General features: G+C 67.1%; 19 protein-coding genes. 6 read left to right on the top strand and 13 right to left on the bottom strand.

Annotated elements, in window-relative coordinates; genetic code table 11:
- Positions 1 to 32: 32 nt before the first annotated feature.
- On the bottom strand, positions 33 to 386 hold the full coding sequence (locus NQK35_RS02520) for an Rv2175c family DNA-binding protein (RefSeq protein ID WP_048743366.1): 354 nt from the start codon (positions 384 to 386) through the stop codon (positions 33 to 35).
- Between the two features lie 83 nt (positions 387 to 469).
- On the opposite strand from NQK35_RS02520, the gene pknB reads away from it, so the two are divergent.
- The gene (gene pknB / locus NQK35_RS02515; RefSeq protein ID WP_257114459.1) at positions 470 to 2,413 is read left to right on the top strand and encodes a Stk1 family PASTA domain-containing Ser/Thr kinase; all 1,944 of its coding nucleotides are present in this window, start codon (positions 470 to 472) and stop codon (positions 2,411 to 2,413) included.
- A gap of 95 nt (positions 2,414 to 2,508) precedes the next feature.
- Here the strand turns inward: pknB and NQK35_RS02510 are convergent, their stop codons facing one another.
- The 3 genes from NQK35_RS02510 to NQK35_RS02500 form a co-directional block, all read right to left on the bottom strand.
- Positions 2,509 to 3,948: a class II 3-deoxy-7-phosphoheptulonate synthase gene (locus tag NQK35_RS02510; protein ID WP_009211905.1), complete on the bottom strand. Its 1,440-nt coding sequence runs from the start codon at positions 3,946 to 3,948 to the stop codon at positions 2,509 to 2,511.
- Between the two features lie 10 nt (positions 3,949 to 3,958).
- Positions 3,959 to 5,176 carry a pyrophosphate--fructose-6-phosphate 1-phosphotransferase gene (locus tag NQK35_RS02505; protein ID WP_009211906.1) on the bottom strand — a complete coding sequence of 406 codons (1,218 nt, stop codon included), beginning with the start codon at positions 5,174 to 5,176 and terminating at the stop codon, positions 3,959 to 3,961.
- Positions 5,177 to 5,362: 186 nt separating this feature from the next.
- The gene (locus NQK35_RS02500; protein ID WP_257114458.1) at positions 5,363 to 6,184 is read right to left on the bottom strand and encodes a lysophospholipid acyltransferase family protein; all 822 of its coding nucleotides are present in this window, start codon (positions 6,182 to 6,184) and stop codon (positions 5,363 to 5,365) included.
- A 59-nt stretch (positions 6,185 to 6,243) separates the two neighbouring features.
- On the opposite strand from NQK35_RS02500, the gene NQK35_RS02495 reads away from it, so the two are divergent.
- A complete protein-coding gene (locus NQK35_RS02495) occupies positions 6,244 to 7,959 on the top strand; it encodes an exonuclease domain-containing protein (protein WP_257114456.1) in 1,716 nt (571 codons plus the stop codon).
- Positions 7,960 to 7,968: 9 nt separating this feature from the next.
- On the opposite strand, the gene trpD is transcribed toward NQK35_RS02495, so the two are convergent.
- From trpD to NQK35_RS02465, 6 genes are all read right to left on the bottom strand, one after another.
- Entirely contained in the window at positions 7,969 to 9,024 is a 1,056-nt protein-coding gene (gene trpD, locus NQK35_RS02490) for an anthranilate phosphoribosyltransferase (RefSeq protein WP_257114455.1), read from the bottom strand.
- On the bottom strand, positions 9,024 to 9,416 hold the full coding sequence (locus NQK35_RS02485) for a response regulator (protein ID WP_009211910.1): 393 nt from the start codon (positions 9,414 to 9,416) through the stop codon (positions 9,024 to 9,026). Before NQK35_RS02485 ends, trpD begins: the two co-directional genes overlap by 1 nt.
- 114 nt (positions 9,417 to 9,530) lie before the next feature.
- Complete coding sequence (locus tag NQK35_RS02480) at positions 9,531 to 10,520, bottom strand: FKBP-type peptidyl-prolyl cis-trans isomerase (RefSeq protein ID WP_009211911.1); 990 nt, start codon at positions 10,518 to 10,520, stop codon at positions 9,531 to 9,533.
- A 19-nt stretch (positions 10,521 to 10,539) separates the two neighbouring features.
- Positions 10,540 to 10,893, bottom strand: a complete 354-nt coding sequence (gene erpA, locus NQK35_RS02475) for an iron-sulfur cluster insertion protein ErpA (RefSeq protein ID WP_034230869.1) — start codon at positions 10,891 to 10,893, stop codon at positions 10,540 to 10,542.
- A gap of 85 nt (positions 10,894 to 10,978) precedes the next feature.
- A complete protein-coding gene (locus NQK35_RS02470) occupies positions 10,979 to 11,938 on the bottom strand; it encodes a glycerate kinase (protein WP_009211913.1) in 960 nt (319 codons plus the stop codon).
- The gene (locus tag NQK35_RS02465) at positions 11,935 to 13,308 is read right to left on the bottom strand and encodes a M20/M25/M40 family metallo-hydrolase (protein WP_193389686.1); all 1,374 of its coding nucleotides are present in this window, start codon (positions 13,306 to 13,308) and stop codon (positions 11,935 to 11,937) included. Before NQK35_RS02465 ends, NQK35_RS02470 begins: the two co-directional genes overlap by 4 nt.
- 58 nt (positions 13,309 to 13,366) lie before the next feature.
- On the opposite strand from NQK35_RS02465, the gene NQK35_RS02460 reads away from it, so the two are divergent.
- The 4 genes from NQK35_RS02460 to NQK35_RS02445 all read left to right on the top strand — a co-directional run bounded on the left by NQK35_RS02460 (position 13,367) and on the right by NQK35_RS02445 (position 16,798).
- On the top strand, positions 13,367 to 13,987 hold the full coding sequence (locus NQK35_RS02460) for a DUF3043 domain-containing protein (RefSeq protein WP_257114454.1): 621 nt from the start codon (positions 13,367 to 13,369) through the stop codon (positions 13,985 to 13,987).
- A 191-nt stretch (positions 13,988 to 14,178) separates the two neighbouring features.
- Positions 14,179 to 14,835, top strand: coding sequence for a hypothetical protein (locus NQK35_RS02455; RefSeq protein ID WP_257114453.1), 657 nt, complete (start codon positions 14,179 to 14,181; stop codon positions 14,833 to 14,835).
- Between the two features lie 18 nt (positions 14,836 to 14,853).
- Positions 14,854 to 15,918 carry a quinone-dependent dihydroorotate dehydrogenase gene (locus tag NQK35_RS02450; RefSeq protein ID WP_257114452.1) on the top strand — a complete coding sequence of 355 codons (1,065 nt, stop codon included), beginning with the start codon at positions 14,854 to 14,856 and terminating at the stop codon, positions 15,916 to 15,918.
- Positions 15,919 to 15,928: 10 nt separating this feature from the next.
- Entirely contained in the window at positions 15,929 to 16,798 is an 870-nt protein-coding gene (locus tag NQK35_RS02445; protein ID WP_257114451.1) for a TrmH family RNA methyltransferase, read from the top strand.
- Between the two features lie 76 nt (positions 16,799 to 16,874).
- Here NQK35_RS02445 and NQK35_RS02440 read toward each other — a convergent pair whose 3' ends face one another.
- The 3 genes from NQK35_RS02440 to NQK35_RS02430 are packed head-to-tail and all read right to left on the bottom strand — an operon-like array spanning position 16,875 to position 19,375.
- Positions 16,875 to 17,621 carry an HAD-IIB family hydrolase gene (locus NQK35_RS02440; RefSeq protein WP_257114450.1) on the bottom strand — a complete coding sequence of 249 codons (747 nt, stop codon included), beginning with the start codon at positions 17,619 to 17,621 and terminating at the stop codon, positions 16,875 to 16,877.
- 9 nt (positions 17,622 to 17,630) lie between these two features.
- Positions 17,631 to 17,792 (bottom strand): methionine/alanine import family NSS transporter small subunit, encoded by a 162-nt coding sequence (locus NQK35_RS02435; RefSeq protein WP_009211920.1) that lies wholly within the window; start codon positions 17,790 to 17,792, stop codon positions 17,631 to 17,633.
- On the bottom strand, positions 17,789 to 19,375 hold the full coding sequence (locus NQK35_RS02430; protein WP_257114449.1) for a sodium-dependent transporter: 1,587 nt from the start codon (positions 19,373 to 19,375) through the stop codon (positions 17,789 to 17,791). The genes NQK35_RS02435 and NQK35_RS02430 overlap by 4 nt, the downstream gene beginning before the upstream one ends.
- Positions 19,376 to 19,484 lie beyond the last annotated feature (109 nt).

Below are 19,484 nucleotides of genomic sequence, written 5' to 3'. Positions count from 1 at the left end.
CACGGTGGCCGCTCCCGGATGGGCAGCCGCGCCTAGAAGGCGAGCGTGGAGGCGATGCGGTTGACGCGGTGGTGACGCCCCGACACGAGCGCGTCAATCGGGCGTTCCCCCAGTTCCTCCTGGAGCGTGTACAGCCATTCCAGGGATTCGTCGGACGTGAACCCGTCATCGGCCAGCAGGGTGAGCGTTCCCTGCAGGACCGCAAGGGGCTCCCAGCCGTTGGCACCCTTGACGATCACGTCGCGCGGGATCCCTCGACTCCCGTCTGCTCCGCGCGCCTCAATGAGGACTCGATCACGGATCAGCTGCTTCAGGCGGCGTTCCTCGATGCCGAGGAGTCGGCAGGCCTCGTCCATGCTTGCCAGGGTCATGTCAGCACTCGTCATGACCGCAAGACTACCCCAAGGCGGCGGCGCTCCGACACCCGCATCTCCGTAGATTGAGCGAAAGATCCCATAGAATCAACCAAGTGAGCGATGAACAGACATTCGACCAGACCGATCCGCTGATCGGCCTCCTGGTCGACGAACGATACCGGGTCGTGCGTCGGCTTGCCCGCGGTGGCATGGCGACGGTGTACATCGCGCAGGACGAGCGCCTTGACCGTCCCGTTGCCCTCAAGGTCATGCACCCCCACCTTGCCGATTCCCAGGACTTCGTCGCGCGCTTTCGCCGAGAGGCACGCGCGGCCGCGCGAATCGTTCACCCAGGGGTCGTCTCCGTTTTCGACCAGGGTGTTGTCACGGGCCAAGGATTCTTGGTGATGGAGCTTATCGACGGGACAAATCTTCGTCAGCTTCTTCGCGCGCAGGGGGCCTTCACGATCCCCCAGGCGCTGCGCTACGCCTCCGATACCCTCGAGGCGCTACGAGCCGCTCACCGCATGGGAGTCATCCACCGCGACATCAAGCCCGAGAACATCCTGGTTCCCACGGATGGGCCGGCGAAGGTCACAGACTTCGGGCTGGCTCGCGCCGCCTCCGAGGTGTCAATGTCGTCCACTGGCAACATGCTCGGCACCGTGGCCTACATTGCTCCCGAAATCGCGACCACCGCACGCGCAGATGCGCGCTCCGACATCTACTCCGTGGGCATCATGCTCTACGAAATGCTCACGGGCACGGTGCCGTGGGCGGGCGAGTCACCCCTCCAGATTGCCTCCCATCACGTCGCCGACGACGTTCCCAGCCCGTCGGCTTCCCAGCCGTGGATTCCCCGTGAAATCGACGACCTCGTTGCCGCCCTGACCGCGAGAGAACCCGCGTCGCGCCCGGCAGACGCGTCCGAGGCCATCGACCTGGTCGCGCGCACGGCCGCCGCGATCCCCGCCGAACTTGCGAGCCGCCGCGCCGACGTGTCCCCCGGCGAGCGCAACGATGGCACCCGAACCAGCGCGTTGAACACGGAGGTGCTCTCCGCGCAGTTCACCAGGCCCCTGCCTCCCTCCGTTCCAACGAATGCCGCCACCGTCCACACCTCCGCCCCGGATCTCTCCGTCGCCGCGGCCCCGCCTTCCAGAGCACCGCGACGCGTGGCGCTGTGGGCGACGCTCGTCGCGCTCCTCCTGGTCGCGGCGGGCGTGGGCGGCAGCTGGTGGTGGACCGAGTACGGCCCGGGTTCCTACCTGACGATGCCGCACACGACGGGTCGACCCCTCGCCGACGTTCAAGCCGAACTTCAGCAGCTGGGCTTGCCCTCCGTCGTGGACGAGGAGTTCTCCGACGACACGCCAGCGGGCTCCGTGACGCGCTCCGATCCCGAGGATGGCGCCTCCGTGCACAAGCGCGCCGAGGTCCAGCTCTACGTCTCCAAGGGCGTCGATATGAGGACCGTGCCCAGCGTCGTCTCCCTCCCCCGGGATGAGGCTGAGGCGGCGCTGTCGGAGGTGGGACTGCAGGTCGGAGCAATCAGCAACGCCTACTCCGAGGACATCCCCGCGGGGCACGTGCTCTCCCAGGGAACGCCGGCCGGATCCGCCGTCCGACACGATTCCTCCGTTGATCTCGTCCTGTCCAAGGGACGTGAGCCCCGCTCGGTCCCACGCCTAGCCGCCATGAGCGCGGAGGCCGCGAAGAACGCCGTCGAAGCCCTCGGCCTGGCCGCGAACGTCGCCGAAGCCTACTCCGACACGGTCCCCGAAGGACAGGTCATCTCTCAGCAGACCGCCGAAGGAAGCACCCTCTATCGCGGGGATCAGGTGGCCTACACCGTGTCGAAGGGACCGGAGAAGGTCGCGGTCCCGGACGTTGTCGGCCGCCAGAGGGACGAGGCCCGGGCCGCGCTCGAGGGAGCGGGATTCACCGTGCAGGAGGAGTCGATTCTCGGCGGTTTCTTCGGCACGGTGCGTGCCACCGATCCGGCGGGAGGAACGATGCTGAAGAAGGGGTCCGTCGTGACGATCACCGTCGTCTAAGCGAACTCGCCAGACCGGTCCCATTCGATGCGGTCGTCGCCTGAAGCGTGTGCCCGGCCTCATAGCGAGGCCGGGCACACGCGTGTTGCCTGGGATCAGCGTTCCTCGGCGGCACCCTTCGCAAGGTACTGGGCGACCTGGAAGGCCATCTCCAGGCTCTGCTGGTGGTTCAGACGCGGATCCACGAGCGTTTCGTAGCGCTTGCGCAGCGTCTCCTCGTCAATGTGTTCGCTCCCGCCAATCACCTCGGTGACGTCGTCGCCCGTGAGCTCGACGTGCAGGCCACCGGGAACCGTCCCGCAGGCCTCGTGCGCATCGAAGAATCCACGCACCTCGTCCATGATCGTCTCAAAGCGGCGGGTCTTATATCCCGTGGATGAGGTGATCGTGTTGCCGTGCATCGGATCCGTCACCCACGTGACGGGACGTCCGTCGTCGCGCGCAGCCTCAAGCAGGGGTGGCAATGCCTCGCGGATGCGCGATGCCCCCATGCGGGTGATGAAGGTCAGGCGCCCGTCCTCGCCGTCTGGGTTGAGACGGTCGATAAGCGAACACATCTGCTCGGGCGTGGTCGAGGGGCCGAGCTTAACGCCGATGGGGTTGCGCACGCGAGACAGCAGCTCAATGTGAGCGCCTTCCTCCTCGCGGGTGCGCTCTCCCGCCCACAGGAAGTGGGCGGACGTGTTGTAGGGTTCGCCGGTGCGCGAGTCGATGCGCGTCATCGCCGACTCGTACTCCAGGAGGAGTGCCTCGTGAGAGGAATAGAGGTCAACGTCGCGCAGGGTCTCAAAGTCGACTCCCGCCGCCCCCATGAATTTGATGGCCCGGTGAATGTCCTTGGCCAGCGTTTCGTAGCGCGCGTACGCGGGGTTGGACATGAACCCCTGATTCCAGCGATGCACCTGGCGAAGATCCGCGTATCCGCCCTTCGTGAACGCGCGGATCAGGTTGAGCGTCGAGGCCGCATGGTTGTACAGCGACAGGAGCCTCTGCGGGTCGGGTTCACGTGCGTCGGGAGTGAACTCGATGGAGTTCACGGCGTCGCCGCGGTAGCTGGGAAGAGTCACCCCGTCTCGCGTCTCCGTGTCGGCCGACCGGGGCTTGGCGTACTGTCCGGCGATGCGCCCCACTTTGATGACGGGCAGCGACGCTCCGTAGGTCAAGACGACGGCCATCTGCAGGAGCGTCTGGATCTTGAGCCGCACGTGGTCGGCCGTCGCCTCCGCGAAGGTCTCCGCGCAGTCCCCGCCCATCAGGACGAAAGCCTCGCCGCGCCCGGCGGCGCCCATCCAGGTGCGTAGGTCGTCGACCTCACCGGCGAAGACGAGCGGCGGCTGGCGGCGCAGCTGAGCCGTGACCTCACCGACGCTCTCGCGATCGGCGTACGAGGGCTGCTGGGAAGCATCCAAACCACGCCACGTATCCCAGGGGGCACGCTCCCCGGACTCGGGCGACCACAGGCGCTCGGGGACGCGGCGGGAGCGAGGCTTACGCACGGGCTCTCCGCCGCGTCCGGGAGTGAAGGAAGGAATCACGCGGGCAGACTCACTCGCCAGCGGGCTCGACGGACTGGCCGATCTCGGCCATCATCTCGACGAACCAGGATGCGGTGATGTCGAAGGGCTTGCCGCCCGCGATGCGCGGGAAGGGAATCGCCTTGAGACGGTCGCCGTCCTCCTCATCGTGGCCGATGACGCCGGACTCGCCCTTGAAAGCGCACTCGACAGCCAGGTCGGTCATCGACTTGATGAGGCGCAGGTCGTCGGCGTTGGCTCGCGAGGAACGCGAGAAGTAGCCGGACTTTTGAACCATGACCTTCTCGGCGTCGATCTTCTCGGCGAACTGCTTGGCGAACCACTGACCGGGGTTGATCGTATCGAGCTTGACGTGGCCGAAGGGATCGCGCTGCACCTCGCCACCCGCGGCCTCGATCTCGGCGATGATCTCGGGCACGCCGGCGCCCTCCGACAGGAAGATGTTGACGTTGCCCTGCTCGTCCATGATCGCCTTGAGGCGGGCCGCCTCAGCATCCAGGTCGATCTTCATCTCGGGCAGGAAGATGGCGTGAATGTCCCAGCGTTCCTTCGACAGGCCAATCGAGGGCACCCATTCCTGGGTCTTGAGCCACTCGTGGTAGCGCAGCGAACCGGCCGCGGTGAGCCACCCGCAGTGGCGGCCCATGATCTCGTGAATGATGAGCATGCGCGGGTTGGAACGGTGCTCCCCGATGATGTTCTGGGAGTACTCGGAGACCTCTTCAGCGGCGGTCCACGCACCCAGGGACTGGCGGATCGGCACCACGTCGTTGTCGATGGTCTTGGGCAGCCCCACGACCGTCAGGTGGTAGTCGTGCTCCTCCAGGTAGGCGGCCAGATCGGCAGCCGTCGTGTTCGTGTCGTCACCGCCGATCGTGTGCAGCACGTCGACACCGTCCGTGCGCAGCTGCTCGGCCGCCTTCTGCAGGGGATCCTCGTCCTGTGCCACGAGACCTCGCTCCACGAGGTTCTTCTTGTTCGTCAGCTTGACGCGCGAGTTTCCGATCGGGGATCCACCGAAGCGGTGCAGGACCGCAGCGTTCTTGCGTGCCTCCTCATCCACCAGCACGTAGTTGCCGGTGAGCAGGCCGTGGTAGCCGTTCTGGTAGGCGATGATCTCGACCGTGGGATCAATCTCGTTGTAACGCTCGATGAGTCCACCGACGGCGGAGGACAGGCACGGGGCGAAGCCACCTGCGGTCAGCAGGGCAACACGACGGACCGACATGAATGTCACCTTTCTCAGGTTGGTTAGGTACGGTCCCGCGCTCGCACGGGCGGGGCGTGACTCGGCCGACCCGGTGGGGCTGGCCCGTGCACAACCGCGCGTGAGCGCAGGGCACACTCATTCTACGCGTCCCGCGCGCGCTTTCGCCCGGGACGCCCGTCCCGCGAAATCCGCCGGAGTGCGGGCTCACCCGCGCGGTTCCTGGCCTTCCTCCCGCCCGTCCTCCTCGTCATCGCGTGTGGGAGCTGTCGGCACGGCAACGTCGGGTGCGGTTCGCCCTCCCGGCGCCGCGCGGCCATTGGAGGGAACCGGGCCCTCGAAGGCTCCCTCGGCGGCTAGCTGGGCCTTCACGTCTGCGGCGTAGAGGTCGACGTACTCCTGGCCCGACAGAAGCATCAGGTTGTACATGATCTCGTCCGTGATCGCACGCAGCACGTAGCGGTCCTTGTGCAGCCCCTTGTATCGCGAGAAGTCGAGGGGCTCGCCGATGACCATCCCGATGTTCGTCCGCGAGGGGATCTTCTGGCCGATCGGCTGGGCGGCGTGGGTGCCGATCATGGCCACCGGAATGACGGGCGCACCGGAGAGCAGGGCGAGGCGCGCGACTCCGGTCTTGCCGCGATAGAGACGCCCGTCGGGGCTACGCGTCCCCTCGGGGTAGATGCCAAAGAGCTGTCCGTCCTTCAGGCGCTTCAGTCCGGCGTTGAGTGCCGCCTCGGAGGCTCGGCCCCCCGTACGATCCACGGGAATGGTGCCCACGGCCCGCATGAATTCCTTGGTCATCCACCCCTTGACGCCGGTTCCCGTGAAGTAGTCGGCCTTTCCCATGAAGACGACCTCGCGGTCGAGCATCATCGGCAGGAAGACGGAGTCCCACACCGCGTTGTGGTTGGATGCCAGAATCGCGGCTCCCTCGCTCGGAATGTTCTCCTTGCCGCGGATCCACGGATGGTAGGCCGCCTTGAGTATGGGGCTGCCGGTCGCTTTGAGAGCCTGGTAGAACGCCACTGTCACTCCTCGAACTGTCGACGGGCGCGCGCGAGCGCGGAGGAATTAGTATCAACTGTATGACGAAACAGACTCCCATGCGCGATTGTGGGCAAACCATATCGCCTGGCGAGTCGCCTCGTCCCTTTGCTCGTTCGGCCGTGTCGGGAGCGCTCCTGAGGGCGCCAGCGCCCCAGATACAGCTGAGCCTGGACTCGGTGGGAACGCCCGCGTCCACGGGCAGCTGGGTGGTGGTCGACCTGGAGACGACGGGCCTGGGTGCGCGTGCCGAGATCACTGAGATCGGGGCGGTGCGTGTACGCGAGGGGCGCCTGTGCGAGGAGTTCTCCTCACTCGTGCGCCCCGTCGGCCCCATCCCTCCCGCCATCACCGCGTTGACCGGTATCACGCCCGCCATGGTTCGCGGCGCCGATCCCATCGCCACCGTGCTCGACCGCTTCCTGACGTGGGCGGGCTTCGAGGCGAAGGACCCCGTCGTCCTGGTGGCACACAACGCACCCTTCGACATCGGTTTTCTTCGTCGAGCCGCTGCGGCGTGCTCGCTCCCCTGGCCGCGCGTGAGGGTCGTCGATACGCTCGCTCTCGCGCGATTGGCCCTGCCGCGCCCCATCGTTCGCAACCACAAGCTCGCCACGGTCGCCTCCTACTTCGGTACCGCGACCGTTCCGGGGCACCGCGCCCTGGGTGATGCGCGCGCAACGGCGGAGGTTCTCCTCGGTTTTGTGGACCTCCTGGCCGGTGCCGGGGCGAGCGACGTGGAGGACCTGGTGGCGCTCAGCGCCCAGGCACCCAATGTCTCCCCGAAGACACCATCTTTCGTGGCGGATCTGCCACCCTCCCCGGGGGTCTACCATTTCATCAACACCGACGGCGACACCCTCTACGTGGGCTCCGCCTCGTCGCTGCGTTCGCGCGTGGCCAGCTACTATTCGCGCTCGGAGAAGCGTTCCAAGATCCAACGAATGGTCTCGCTGGCCGCCGGTGTTCGTTCGTTTCCCACCGCCTCCGTCATTGAGGCCCGGATCCGCGAGCTTCGCGACATATCGACCCTGTCTCCGCCCTACAATTCGGCGTCCATGCGGCAGGGGTCTCAGTACTGGGTCGTGAGCGACGGGGAGAATCCGCGCGTCGAGGCACGCATAGGTCTGGGTCAGGTAGCTCGCGCCCTGGGTCCCTTCGGGTCTCGGGCGCACGCCACTCGCGCGGCCAACGCGATCGCTCAAGCCCGTGGCGAGTGCGACCGGGTGAGCATCGATGAGGCGATCGCGGCCTCGTCCAGCACCGTTCCCCTGGCACTGACTCGGATCATGTCGCGACTGGCCAGCAGTGGTCTCTTTGAGTCGGCCGCGCGCACGCGCGACGACCTGAGCGCCTATATCACCGGAGTCGAGCGAGCGACGATGCGCCCCATTTTGGTTGCCGAACGCATCGTGTGGGCGACGCGCCGCGAGCACGGCGAGGCCGGTTGGGTCGCGCACGCGGCGTCGTTTGGTCGCTATGTGTCCTCCGTCGTCGTGCCTCCCCGTACGGATCCTTCCCCGTGGATCGACGTGCTCTCCGAGGCGGCGCTGGAGCAACCGACGCGAGCAGCCGAGGTGGCCTCGTGGGCGGAAACCGCGCTGATCTGCGCCGAATTGAGCGCGCCTGGAACTCGGCTCATCGAGTGGCGCGGCGCGCTGCCGTGGGCGCACCCCATGCTCAGCCCGCTTCGCGACGCGAGCCTGCGTGATCTACTGGCACAGGCGAGCTCGCACCCCGGTAGGCGGGGGAGATAACGCGCCCCTCTACTTCGCGGAGGCTTTTTTCCAGCGTTCGATGAGGGCGGCACCGGCTCCGGCACGCAGGCCGCTCCGGGCGCGTTCGACCGCGTCACGCATGCGATCGACGAAGTCGCGCGGCGTCACGGGAGCGTCCAAGCCCTCCCAGGCCAGAATCCCGGCCGCAGCGTTAAGAGCGACCGCGTCGCGCACGGGTTGCGGCCCTGCTCCTGCGAGCACGTCGCGGGCGACCGCAGCGTTGTCCTGCGCCTCGCCCCCGGCGATGTCGTCGATCGTGCAGGCTGCCATTCCCAGGGCCGAGCGCGCGTCAAACTCGGTGGGGGTGACGTTTCCGTCGGCGACGATCCACACCTGATTGAGGTCCGCGGTGGTCAGCTCGTCCAGTCCGGTGTAGGCCCCGCGGAACACGAGGGCCGAGGCGCCGCGCGAGGCGTACACGCCAGCCATGAGGCGGGCGTTGTCCTCACGGGCTGACCCGATCGCGCACGCCTGTACGCGCGCGGGGTTGGTGAGCGGACCAAGGATGTTGAAGACGGTCGGGAAACCGATGGAACGCCGCACGGGAGCCGCAAAACGCATGGAGGGGTGCATATGGTTGGCGAACAGGAAAGCGATACCCACCTGCTCGAACACCCGGCGCAGCGTCACCGCATCACCGTTCAGGTTGATACCTAGCGCCTCCAAGACATCGGCGGACCCCGACTGGGAGGTCGACGCGCGGTTGCCGTGCTTGACGACCGGAACGCCCAGGGCGGCCACGAGGACGGCCGCCATGGTGGAGATGTTGACGGTCTTGTGTCCGTCTCCGCCGGTGCCGACGATGTCCAGGGCGCGGCTCGGCAGGTCCACGGTCAGGGCGTGATCCCGCATGGCGTCCGCGAGACCGTGGATCTCCTCGACAGTGGCTCCCTTCATGGCCATCGCCGTGAGGAAGGAAGCCAGCCTGGCTTCACCGAGTTCGCCGCTCATCACCTGGTCCATGAGCCAATAGGACTGGCCGTAGTCGAGGGCCTGCCCGCGCAACGCGGACGCGATGATGGGACCCCACTGGCGTTCGCTCATCAGTGGGCTCCCGCGAGCACGTCGGCGAGGGTTTCCTGAAGAATGATCGGATCCAACGGGTCGGCGACCGTGGCCGCAGCGCCGGCCCACGTGGCGAGCCAGTCGTCCTGGACTCGGGCGGTCAGGAAGATCACCGGGGGCACGTCGTCGCGGGTCTCGCGCAGGTCCTGGGCGACCGACATGCCGCCTTCCTTCTTGGCTTCCGCGTCGAGGATGAGCGCCGCAAAGTCCTGTGCGTCAACGGCGTCGCGAACCCCGAACGCCGTGGCTGCCTCCACCCACTCGATGCGCGGCGTGTCCTTGGAGGCGCGCAGCCCGATGCCGTTCATGACGGCGCGACGCTTGTGTGAATCGTCACTAAAGACGAGGACTTTGACGGATGTGTCGCTCATGGCTTCTCCTTGCGTGGGTCGGTGAGTTCGACGCGATGGCACCCATTCTAACGGCATGCGGGCGGCTCCCTCACCCGGGAAACCGCCCGCATCGCGATACTGACGCCTCTGGCTCTACTCGATGGAGGAAGTCCCCACGATGTCGACGACGAAGACGTTGGCCTGGGCCTGGCCGTCCGACTGCCCGGATCCTTGGATCGGGGCAACGACGAGCAGACGCGAACCGATCGTGTAGCCGGTCAGTTCCGCCGATCCGACGGGAGCCTCAAGCGGGCTCTGGGCCCACGAGGATTGGGTCTGTCCGTTGGCGCCGAATCCGCCGACCACCTGCTTGTACAGGACGGTCTGGCTGGCCTCGAGGGGATCTCCCGCGCCCTTGTAGATCGTGTAGATCTTCTGCTCGGTCGGCACGGGAGCGCTCTCGTCGATCGTCAGGGTCGGCTCCACGCCGGCGTCTCCGGCGACCGTGATGCCCTCGGGCAGCTCCTCACCCGTCGCGACGCCGCTGCTCAGCACCGATGGATCGGCAATGTTCTGGCGTCCCACGCCGAGGATGTCCACGACGAAGACGAGGGTCGAGTTCGCCGGGATAGTGCCCTTGGCTTGGCTTCCGTAGCCCAGGGATGCGGGGATGACGACCTCGAGGCGGTCCCCGACGCGGGCGTGCGCGAGCCCGTATGTCCAGCCCTTGACCACCTGGGTGAGCGAGAACTCGGCCGGTTCGCCGCGCTCATAGGAGGAGTCAAAAACGGTGCCGTTCCACAGGGCTCCGACGTAGTTGACCTTGACCTTTGCTCCGGGGCACACGATCGCGCCGTCCCCGGCGGACAGCGTCTTGACCAGGGCCTTCGTCGTCGGCTCGGCGCCCGTGCCCGCGGCGATGACGGGCTTGTCCTCACCCGTGACGTCGGGGAAGCTCCCACTTGCGCTGCGATCAACGTTTGCGTCCTGCTCGGCCGAATCATCGGTGGCGCAGGCGGAGTAGTCGATCGATGCGGGCGAGGAAGTCGAGGACGTGGAGGAGGCGTTCGAGCATGCCGCCAGGGAGAGGGCAAGCGTGGCGGATCCAACGAGGGCGCCGAGGCGGCGCAGGGAGAACTTCATAGGTGCGTGGTCTTTCGGCTCAGTGGAAGGATTCGCCGCAGGCGCAGGTATTCTGGGCGTTCGGGTTGTCGATCGTGAAGCCCTGACGTTCGATGGTGTCGGCAAAGTCGATCGTCGCTCCGCTCAGGTAGGGAACGCTCATGCGATCAACGACGACCTCGACGCCGTCGAAGGAACGCACGGCGTCCCCGTCGAGGCTCCGATCGTCGAAGTAGAGCTGGTAGATCAGGCCGGAGCAACCGCCCGGCTGGACGGCGATGCGCAGGCGCAGGTCGTCGCGCCCCTCCTGTTCGAGGAGGCTCTTGACCTTCGCAGCAGCGACGTCGGTGAGGGTAACCTCGTGGGCGGGGGCCTGAGTTGTTGACTCGGACATGACACTCCTAACGGTCATGAATAGACGTATGCGCTTGACACACTACTCCCCCGCCCCCGCCCGGCGCGAGGGGTGGGCTGCGCGCTCAGCGTAACCAGGTGCGCGCGATCCGACGTCCCGCGTCCTCGAGCGTGATCGATCCCTCTGTTTCGAAGACTCCGTGCAGGCCCCACTGTGCTCTCTCGACATGCGACAGGGACGAGCGCCGGGTGAGGCCGACGACGGGAAGAGCTCGGGTGGCGGCGGCGTTCGTCAGCGCGTCCACGGTCGATTCTGCGAGGAGGGGCGAGGCCAACTCGGGTTCCGCGACGAGCAGGAGGTCCGCCTCCTCCAGCTGCGCCTCGAGGGGTGTCAGGCGCGCCAGCAGGTCGCCCGTCGCCACAATGCGTCCGCCGATTGCGGCCACGACTGCGCCGACGCCTCCGCCGGCACCGGAACCGTACGCCCGGGCGGGGTGAACCTGCGGACCCGCGAAGAGCTCGCGGCGATGCGGGCGTCGCGCGAACGCGCGGGTGAGCAGCGCCGTCGTCTCGGTGTCCTGCTCGTCGACGGCGGACAGATCGGGTGCGACGGCCAACACCGAGTCAAGCCCGAGGAGCGGGCGCGCCGTCGAGGCCGAACAGATGAGGTCGACTCCCGTGCACGACACGAACTCCTCGGCCGCGTTCAGCGCGTCCTCCAGGGAGGAGTCGGAGGCGTGCACGGCTGGCGTTGCGAGCAATCCGGAAAGGAAACCAAGCCCGTAGTCGGGGTGTTCGCCGTGACCGCCCTCAACGACAACCGTGCCACCTGAAGCCGCATGTTCGCGCACGAGGGAGCCGTAGTGCCTCGTCGAGGACGCGCCGAGGGGTACCCGCACGAACGAGGCGGACGAGGAGGAGGCGACGACGGCCTCGTCCCAGGTCGGCCCCGGACCGAAGGGCAGCGCAAAGACGCGGGCGCGCGGCGCGACGTCAAGAATCCCGCGGCGTATCTCCTCCAGAGCTCCCCCGCTACGGCGCTCCCCGTTACCGTCCCAGCGGCCGGCGACAACGACTTTCTTCACAGGCGAGACACGCGCTCCAGGAGCAGCGCCTCGGCAAGAATCGCAGCCTTGAGGTCGGGGATGGACTGAGACTCGTCCTCCGAGTGAGCGTTCGTGAGCGGATCCTCCACTCCCGTGACGACGACCTGGGCACCCGGGAAGATGCGCTGGAAATCGGCAATGAAGGGGATCGATCCGCCGACGCCGATGTTGACCGACGGAACGCCCCAGGCCTCGGTCAGGGCCTCGTGGAGAGCCGCCGTGACCGGCGAATCCATGTCCGCCTGGTATCCGGCCCCCGCCTCCTCTCGCGTCACCTCGACCCGAGCGCCAAAGGGCGCGTGAGAGAGGAGATAGTCGACGAGTCGATCCTGCGCCTGGCTCGGGTCCATGCCCGGGACCGTTCGCATCGAGAGGCGGAACCGCGTGTGCGGCGCAATCGTGTTCGAGGCGTTGGCCACGGGGCGGGCGTCAAAGCCAATCACCGAGATCGCGGGCTTCGTCCAGATCCGGGCCGCGATGTCACCCGAGCCGGCCAGCTCCATGCCCTCGACCATGCCGGCGGCCTCACGCAGCTCATCTTCGGGCCAATCAACATCGGCGTGATCGGAGCCGCCCAGACCGGGCACAGCCACGTCCCCGCGCTCGTCGAAGAGGGAGGAGATAAGCATGGATGAGATCGTCACCGAATCCAGGAGCGGACCGCCAAAGGCTCCGGAATGAACGGCGTGATCGGCGACCGTCACGTCAACCGTGACGATCGCGTTACCGCGCAGCGTCGTGGTGAGCGCGGGCTCCCCCGGCTTCCAGTTCGACGAGTCGGTCACGACGATCACGTCGGCCGCGAGCTCGTCGCGGTGGGCATCCAGGAACGCCGTGAAGGACGGGGAGCCGATCTCCTCCTCGCCCTCGATGAAGACGACGACGTTGACCGGCAGGTCCTCGCCCAGGATACGCAGGGAGCCGAGGTGCACGACCACTCCCGCCCCGTCGTCGGAGCTTCCGCGCCCGTAGATTCGATCCCCGCGCACCTGCGCCCTGTAGGGGTCCAGGGTCCATCGATCCAGTTCGCCGACGGGCTGCACGTCGTGGTGGGCGTACAGCAGCACGGTCGGCGCGCCCTCGATCCGAGGGCTTCGCGCGACGACGGCGGGCTTGCCCGGCGTTCCGTCCGCGGCCGTCTCACTCAGCACCCGGGCGTGCATGCCCAGGGCCTCAAGGCGTTCGCGCAGGTGGGCGGCGCTGCGCTCCACGTCGGCAGCGTGCGCCGGGTCGGAGGAGACCGAGGGAATCGCGACGAGCTGCGTGAGCTCCTCCAGCAGCGATGGGAAGACCTCCTCCAGGCGTTCCTTCAGGACGGACGACGACAGAGCATGTGAAGTATCAGCCATACGCCCAGGGTAGACCATGGAAGTGCGAGGCGGCGGGGCTTTCCGCTAGCCTTGAAGCGTGTTTGGACGAAGCAAGAAGAACGGCGAGGACGAATCGGCTCACGCCGCGCAGGCCTCGACGACGCCCACCGGCAAGAAAGGGCGGCCCACGCCGAAGCGCAAGGCGGCCGAGGCGGCCCGCATTCATCCCCTGGTGCCCGCCGATCGCAAGGAGGCCAAGCGCGCGGCACGAGCCAAGCGCAACGCCCGCTACGATGCGGAGCAGCGCGCCCTCATCACCGGTGAGGAGAAGTTCCTGCCGGCGCGAGACAAGGGACGTGCCCGCCGCTACGTGCGCGATTACGTCGACGCGCGCCGATCGTTTGCCGAGTGGATCATGGCACTCATGATGGTCTCGATCATCCTGCTGCTCGGGCTGTCGACCTTCGCCAACCGGGTGCCGCTGCAGTGGCAGGCCTACATGCTCTATGGTTCGTCGATCCTCATGTACGGTTCCTTCATCGTGACTGCCGTCGAAGCCATCGTCGTGTGGCGCAAGATTAAACGCCTCTTCTCGGCCAGCCACCCCCGCGAGGATATTCCCAGCGGCACCGGCTACTACACGTTTTCACGCATGATCATGCCGCGCCGCTGGCGTTCGCCGCGCCCCCAGGTCGCCCGGGGAGAGTACCCCGCGTAGGCCCGCGCTCGCGTGCCCAGTCCCGGATCCCATCCACAGGGGTCCGGGACTCTTCTGTGTTGCCCACAGGCACCTTCACCGCCTCTGCGCAGCGCACAGGCGGGGCCCACGACCCCTTTCTCGAAAGCGTTGAGGCCACATGCTGGGAACAGCGGCACTTTGCGCCGCACCGTTTGGAAAGGACCCAGCCCATGCGTACGCTCACCACCTCGACCATCCCTCTTCCCCAGGATTCGCCCCGCCACGACCCACCAGCAGATCGCGCCACCCCGGTGACCGCCCCCTCATCCCAGGGAAGCAACCACTCGCCTCGCACTACCGCAGGCGCCGACGTCCAATTCGAGGAGGACCACCCGCGAGACGGGCTCTACGGACCCATGCACTGGCTGGACGACCGCGGCATCACCGCGCTGCTGGCTCCATACGTCAGCGAGGGATGGGGCGGCGACGACTACGCTCGCATCGGGGGCCTGGAGGGCGCAGACGCCAGGCGCCTCCTGTCCCTCTTGCCTCGCCTCGCACGCGGCGACCGGCAGAACAACGCGCCCACCATCGCCACCCTCCTGCGCGCGGCCGCCAGCGTCGACGGACTCACCCTTGAGGGCTACATGATACGCGCTCCGAGGAGGGACGAGAGAGTCAGCATCGACACGGTGTGCGTGCCCGAGTCGGCAATCAGCGCCATCACGGGCTCGCCCGCGCCCGAGCAAGCGTGCCCCAGCTACCTCCATTGGCTCGCTCTCGCCCGGGTCCTCGCGGTGCCTGCCGACGCTCCTGCGCCGGACGAGATTCGCTTCCTCACCAGAACCGGCTCGTCCGAGCGCTGGTGGTGGGCATGGTGGGACTAATCATCTACCCTAGGAGTCATGATCCGACGCGCGTACAACTGGGCATTCACACACTTTATCTCCCTCACCGACCCGGAGCAGGCACACCACCTGGGTCTCGGCCTCATCTCCCGTGCGGGACGATGCGCTCCCACGCGCTCCCTCATGCGGGCCACCCTTGGGCACCTCGATCCCCTCCGTCGCCCCACGCGCACCATCGATGGCGCCGAAGTACCCCTCACGCTCGGCCAGCGCGTTCTTCCCTCGCGGCTCGGGCTGGCGGCCGGCATGGACAAGGATGCGGAGGCCGTGCTGGGCATGAGCGCCCTCGGCTTCGCGTTCGTCGAGATCGGCACGGTCACGCCGCGTCCCCAGCCGGGCAACGAGGCCCCTCGCCTGTGGCGGCTCATGGACGAGCGTGGGCTGCGCAACCGCATGGGCTTCAACAATGCCGGGGCCGACGCCGCCGCAGCGAATCTGCGGGCCCTGCGTGCCACCCCCGCGGGGCGCGCCGCGATCGTGGGAGCAAACATCGGCAAGAACAAGCTCACCGCGGAGGAGGACGCAAGCGCCGACTACGAGTACTGCGCGAAGGTCCTCGCTCGCTGGGTGGACTTCGTCGTCGTCAACGTCTCCTCGCCCAATACGCCGGGCCTGCGAGACCTGCAGTCCGTGGACCAGCTGCGTCCCATTCTCACGGCGGCACGGCGCGGCTGCGAGGCGGGTGCCCCCGACCGCCCCATGCCACTCTTCGTCAAGATTGCCCCCGACCTCGCCGACGAGGACATCGTGGCGATCGTTGAACTCACCAAGGAGCTCGGACTCGCTGGCGTGGTCGCCACCAACACGACGATCGACCACGATCTGGGACCGGGCGGGGTCTCGGGCGCACCGCTGCTCGGCCGTGCCCTCGAGGTGATCTCACTGGTGGCGGCTCACCTGGACGACTCCCAGATCCTCATTGGCACGGGCGGCGTGTCCTCCCAGGCCGACGCCCTGCGCATGATCGGGGCTGGGGCGGACCTCGTCGAGGCATTCTCCGCCTTCATCTTCGAGGGACCGTCGTGGCCAGGAGAGGTCTCCCGCGCCCTCCAGCGCTCCTGAGAGGCACGCAATGATCATCGAGCTGGCGCACGCCGACCTGCGCGAGGACCCGCGCCTGACCGACTACACGCGACTCAAGGACGTGAAGCTGCGCTCCCGCATCGAACCCGAGCGTGGGCTCTACATGGCGGAGTCGGCCACCGTCATCGAGCGCGCCATTGCCGCGGGCCATCGGCCCCGCTCCTTCCTGGTCAGCGCACGGTGGCTTCCCACCCTGCGCCCGCTCATCGCCGCGGCAACCGGATCGTTCGAAGGCGGGGAGGTTCCCGTGTTCGTTGCCCCGGAAGAGGTCTTGGAACGCATGACGGGCTTTCATCTGCATCGCGGCGCGTTGGCCGCCATGCAGCGCCCCCAGCTTCCCTCGGTGGTGCAGCTCCTGACGAGTGCCCAGCCCCCGCAGCCGACCCGCCGCGTCGTCATCCTGGAGAACCTGGTGGATCACACCAACGTGGGAGCGGCATTCCGCAGCGCCGCGGCGCTCGGGATCGACGCGGTGCTGGTCACGCCCTCGTGTGCAGATCCCCTGTATCGGCGCTCCGTCCGCGTCTCGATGGGGACCGTGTTTCAGGTTCCGTGGACTCGCCTCGAATCGTGGCCCGGCGACATCGCGCTCCTGCGTGATGCGGGATTCACTCTCGCCTCACTGGCCCTGTGCGAAGACTCCATCTCACTGGACGACTTCGCCGCCCTCCCCGCCCTGCGCGGCCCCGATGCGCGCCTGGCGATCGTGATGGGAACCGAGGGGCATGGCCTGGGCAAGCACACGATCGCGGCCTCCGACTACACCGTGAAGATTCCGATGGACCACGGAGTCGATTCGCTCAACGTGGCGGCCGCCTCAGCGGTGGTGTTCTGGGCAACGCGAGGCGTCGGAGCCTAGGCGCCCCGTCGCGAAGAGGCGGAAGAGGCCGGAGCCGCTCCCCCGGCCCCGGCCTCGATGATGCGCATCTTTGGCGTCACCTCACGGCGGCCACGATCTCCTCGATGACGCTGACGCATTCCTCCCAGCCCGAGACCGCTCGCGTCGCGTAGCCCGCAGCCTTGACGGGATAGTCGTTGCCCTCGGGGTCGAGCCGATCCCCGACGAAGAGCATCTCGGAGGCGGCAATGCCCGTCTCCTCCACGAGCTTGCCCATGCCGTACGCCTTGTCGATGCCGCGCGTCGTGACATCAACCGAGGTCGACCCTCCTCCCCGCACGTCCAATTCCGGAACGTCGGGGGCGACGGCGTCGCGCAGGGCGGCCTTCTTCGTCCCATCCGGATCCCACGCCCGCTTGGCCTCCAGGGGTGCCTCCTGCCCCAGCGCGGAGAAGGTGATCTGCGACCCGCGGTTCTCGATGATCTGTCCCCACGGATTCTCCTCCCACAGCCCGAGGGCGCGGGCGTGGCGCTCAAGCGAGGACACGGCACGCGCGGCGAGATCGGGATCCAGGTCGTGAGCGTAGCGCTCAACCCACGCACCGTTGTCGTACCGATAGTAGCGGGTCCCGCAGGTCGGCATCAGGTGCAGGCGCGCAAGTTGCGCGTCACTGGCGTGGAGGTTGTCGAGCACCTGGGCGCGGAACTGGCCCATCTGGCCGCCGGAAATGATGCACACTTCCACGTGATCCAATAGGGAACGCAGAGCCACATCCATGCGTGCGGGCAGCGGCGACTTCGAGGGTGCCAGGGTGTCGTCGAGATCAAAGGCTACGAGCTTCACGATCTCCCCCTACCGCTTCGCGGCTGCAGTGGCATCGATAGCGCGCTGCGCGGCCTCGGTCTCCTCGTCGGTGGGCACCGACAGGACCTGCAGCAGGACGACCGAGGCGACAAGTCCACCCCAGACGAGCAGAATCGTCAGGATCATCAGAGCAATAGCGGGAGCGGTCACTGGGCATCTCCTTCGGTCGAAGCAATTGCGTCGGCGTCATCCGCGAGAATCTGGGTGACCGTCGCGTGGGTGTCTACCGTGCGGTGCCTCCACGGGATGAAGGTAAAGATCAGGGCGGCGATGACGGCGATTGCAACCGCGCCCCATCCGAAGACCATCACGTAGCCGCCCGGGTAGTCTTCGTATCCCTTCGTCACGAGATCGACGACGGACATGGCCATCATGATGAAGAGGACGAGGGGGATGACGATGCCGACGAGGGGCTCCCAAACCTTGGGGACCTTCACGCTGGACACCGAGTTGAGGTGGGCACGCAGGGCTCCCAGGCGGGGTCCAGCCACCGCGCACAGAACGGCGAACATGATCGCGGAGGAGACCACGCCGATCGAGTTGATGAAGTTGTCGACGATGTCGAGGTTGTTGAGCCCGGAGCGCGTACCGAACAGCGCGAGGGAGATCACGGTGGCGGGAACACCGAAGACGAGGGCCGAGCGGGCGGGCGACCAGCCGAACTTGTCCTGCAGGCCGCCGGAGACCACCTGGAGCAGAGACAGCAGCGAGGTGACGCCGGCCAGGACCAGGGAGGAGAAGAAGAGGACACCGAAAATGGGGCCGCCGGGCATCATCGAAATGATCTGCGGGAAGGTCACAAAGGACAGGATCGGACCGGTCAGACCCTCAACCTTGGCGACGGCGACGCCCTGCTGGTGGGCCATGAAGCCGACGGCGCCGAACACGCCGATGCCCGCGAGGATCTCGAAGGAGGAGTTCGCGAAGCCGGCGACGAGCGCTGTGCCCGTCAGGTTCGACTTGGGCTTGAGGTAGGAGGCGTAGGTCAGCATGATGCCAAATCCCACGGACAGCGAGTAGAAGATCTGCGCGAAGGCCGCCAGCCACACCTTGGGGTCGGCCAGCGCCGCCCAGTTCGGGGTGAAGAAGGCATTGAGGCCTTCGACGGCACCGGGCAGGAAGAGGGCGCGCACGACGAGCGCGAGGAAGAGGACGATGAGGAGGGGCAGGAAGATCTTGTTCGCCGCCTCGACGCCCTTGGACAGTCCGCGGCCGATGACGAGCAGCGCGAGGACCCACACGAGGGCGAGCGGGATCATCACGGACCACGCGGGGGCCCAGGAGAAGGTGTTGCCGGGGACTTTCTCGAGGAAGGACTCCAGGAAGAAGCTCGTCGGATCGCCACCCCAGGCCTCGTTCACGGAGTAGATTGTGTACTGCACGCCCCACGCGAGGACAGCACCGTAGTAGACCATGATGACGAAGCAGACGAAGGTCTGGAACCAGCCGATGAACTCGCCGCCGCCGATGATCTTTCGCAGCGCCCACGGCGGCGAGCCGCGGAACTTGTGTCCGACCGCGTAGTCGAGCCAGAGCATCGGAATGCCGACGAATACCAGGGCGACCAGGTACGGGATCAGGAAGGCGCCGCCGCCGTTGGAGTAGGAGACGCCGGGGAAGCGCCAGATGTTGCCCAGTCCGATCGCGGAGCCGATGGCCGCCAGGAGGAAGCCGGTCTGGCCGCTCCACGAGTCGCGCGCGCGGGGCGCGGGGCCGGATGCGGAGGATGACATTGGGTGAGTTCCTTGCGTTCGTGTGTATTCGGGATAATTCCCAGTCAGACTAGGACCCGCGAACGCCGATGTCAGCAAAAGTCCACGATATAGGATGTTCCGCGTGCGG

This window comes from Schaalia odontolytica (genome assembly GCF_024584435.1).
Lineage (GTDB): Bacteria > Actinomycetota > Actinomycetes > Actinomycetales > Actinomycetaceae > Pauljensenia.
Note: the sequence above shows the minus strand (reverse complement) of the source record. Positions and strands in the feature narration are given on the sequence as shown.